Source organism: Saccharothrix hoggarensis (assembly GCF_042678885.1).
In the GTDB taxonomy this organism is placed as follows: domain Bacteria; phylum Actinomycetota; class Actinomycetes; order Mycobacteriales; family Pseudonocardiaceae; genus Actinosynnema; species Actinosynnema hoggarensis.
In genome coordinates this window covers 1-2,749 of record NZ_JBHTLK010000412.1, presented here as the reverse complement: position 1 = coordinate 2,749, position 2,749 = coordinate 1, and the positions used below count along the sequence as shown (strand labels likewise).

Here is a 2,749-nt window from a genome sequence, read left to right as displayed (position 1 = left end):
CGCGTGGTGATCCGGTTCGCCGGTGACTCCGGTGACGGCATGCAGCTCACGGGCGACCGGTTCACGTCGGAGGCGGCCGCGTTCGGCAACGACCTCGCGACCCAGCCGAACTTCCCGGCCGAGATCCGGGCGCCTCAGGGCACCCTGCCGGGTGTGTCGAGCTTCCAGCTGCACTTCGCGGACTACGACATCCTCACCCCCGGTGACCGGCCGGACGTGCTCGTGGCGATGAACCCGGCCGCGTTGAAGGCGAACATCGACGACCTGCCCAAGGGCGGGATCCTGATCGTCAACACCGACGAGTTCAGCAAGCGCAACCTGGTCAAGGTCGGCTACGCGGCCGACCCGCTGGAGGACAACACCCTCACCGAGACCTACCAGGTGCACAAGGTCGCGATGGCCACGCTGACCATCGGCGCGCTGGAGGGCACCGGGCTGGGCAAGAAGGACGCGGAACGGGCGAAGAACATGTTCGCCCTGGGCCTGTTGTCGTGGATGTACCACCGGCCGACCGAGGGCACCGAGCGGTTCCTGCGGGAGAAGTTCGCCCGCAAACCCGAGATCGCCGAGGCCAACGTGCTGGCGTTCCGGGCGGGCTGGAACTACGGCGAGACCACCGAGTCCTTCGCCGTCACCTACGAGGTCGCCCCGGCCAGGCTGGCCCCGGGCACCTACCGGCAGATCACCGGGAACACGGCGTTGGCGTACGGGATCGTGGCGGCGGGGCAGCGGTCCGGGCTGCCGGTGGTGCTGGGCACCTACCCGATCACGCCCGCGTCGGACATCCTGCACGAGCTGTCCCGGCACAAGAACTTCGGCATCACCACGCTGCAGGCCGAGGACGAGATCGCCGGCATCGGCGCGGCCCTGGGCGCCTCCTACGGCGGCGCCCTCGGCGTGACCTCCACCTCCGGGCCCGGTATCGCGTTGAAGTCGGAGACGATCGGGTTGGCGGTGATGACCGAGCTGCCGCTGATCGTGATCGACGTGCAGCGCGGCGGCCCGTCCACCGGCCTGCCCACCAAGACCGAGCAGGCCGACCTGCTGCAGGCCATGTTCGGCCGCAACGGCGAGTCCCCCGTCGCCGTGGTCGCGCCGCGCTCGCCGTCGGACTGCTTCGACGCCGCGATGGAGGCCGCCCGGATCGCGCTGGTCTACCGCACCCCGGTGCTGCTGCTGTCCGACGGCGCGATCGCCAACGGCTCCGAGCCGTGGCTGATCCCCGACGTGGAGGACCTGCCCGACCTGTCGGTGGGCTTCGCCACCGAACCCAACGCCCCCGACGGCACGTTCTGGCCCTACCTGCGCGACCCCGAGACCCTCGCGCGGCCGTGGGCGGTGCCGGGCACCGCCGGGCTGCAGCACCGCGTCGGCGGGCTGGAGAAGGCCGACGGCACCGGCAACATCTCCTACGACCCCGCCAACCACGACCACATGGTCCGCCTGCGCCAACGCAAGATCGACGGCATCACCGTTCCCGACGTCGAGGTCGACGACCCCACCGGCGACGCCCGCGTCCTCGTCGTCGGCTGGGGATCGTCGTACGGGCCGATCGGCGCGGCGGCGAGGCGGGTGCGGAAGCTGGGCATGCCGGTGGCGCACGCGCACCTGCGCCACCTCAACCCCTTCCCGAAGAATCTGGGCGAGGTGTTGGCCCGCTACGAGCGGGTCGTGGTGCCGGAGATGAACCTCGGCCAGCTCGCGCTGCTGCTGCGCGCCAAATACCTCGTCGACGCCATCAGCCACACCAAGGTCCAGGGCCTGCCGTTCAAGGCCGAGGAACTGCAGGACGTGCTCGTCGACGTGATCAAGGGAGTGTCGGAATGACCGCGACCGATCTCGGGCTGCCGGCCCTGACAGGCCTGGTCGGCGTGCCCACCGCGGACCAACCCCAGAAGGCCAAGGACTACAAGTCCGACCAGGAAGTCCGCTGGTGCCCCGGCTGCGGCGACTACGTCGTCCTCAACGCCGTGCAGTCCTTCCTGCCCACCCTCGGCCTCAAACGCGAGAACATCGTGTTCGTCTCCGGGATCGGCTGCTCCTCCCGCTTCCCGTACTACATGAACACCTACGGCATGCACTCCATCCACGGCCGCGCCCCCGCCATCGCCACCGGCCTGGCCGTCGCACGACCGGACCTGTCGGTGTGGGTCGTCACCGGCGACGGCGACGCCCTGTCCATCGGCGGCAACCACCTCATCCACACCCTGCGCCGCAACGTCAACCTCAAGATCCTGCTGTTCAACAACCGCATCTACGGGCTGACCAAGGGCCAGTACTCCCCCACCAGCGAAGAGGGCAAGATCACCAAGTCGACCCCCCACGGGTCGCTGGACCACCCCTTCAACCCCGTCTCCCTCGCCCTGGGCGCCGAGGCCACCTTCGTCGGCCGCGCCCTGGACTCCGACCGCGCCGGCCTCACCGAGGTCCTGCGACAAGCCGCCGAACACCGCGGCTCCGCCCTGGTCGAGATCTACCAGAACTGCCCCATCTTCAACGACGGCGCCTTCGACGTCCTCAAAGACGACGACGAGGCCGCCCGCCGCATCATCAACGTCACCCACGGCCAACCCATCACCTTCGGCGGCGGCGACCACGCCGTCGTCCGCGACGGATTCGGCCTCGCCGTCGCCAACACCGCCGACGTCAACCCCGACGACATCGTCGTCCACGACGCCACCGACCTCAACCTCGCCTTCGCCCTGTCCCGCCTGTCCACCCAGGACCTCCAACACACCGTCACCGGCGT

At 69.7% G+C, this 2,749-nt stretch carries 2 protein-coding genes; both read left to right on the top strand.

What is annotated here, in order from left to right; all coding sequences use genetic code 11:
- On the top strand, nucleotides 1-1,827 hold a 1,827-nt coding region (locus ACFQ3T_RS35680; RefSeq protein ID WP_380730407.1), incomplete at its 5' end, for a 2-oxoacid:acceptor oxidoreductase subunit alpha.
- Nucleotides 1,824-2,749, top strand: a 926-nt coding sequence (locus tag ACFQ3T_RS35675; protein WP_380730405.1) for a 2-oxoacid:ferredoxin oxidoreductase subunit beta, incomplete at its 3' end; no start/stop codon positions are given. The genes ACFQ3T_RS35680 and ACFQ3T_RS35675, both read left to right, overlap by 4 nt.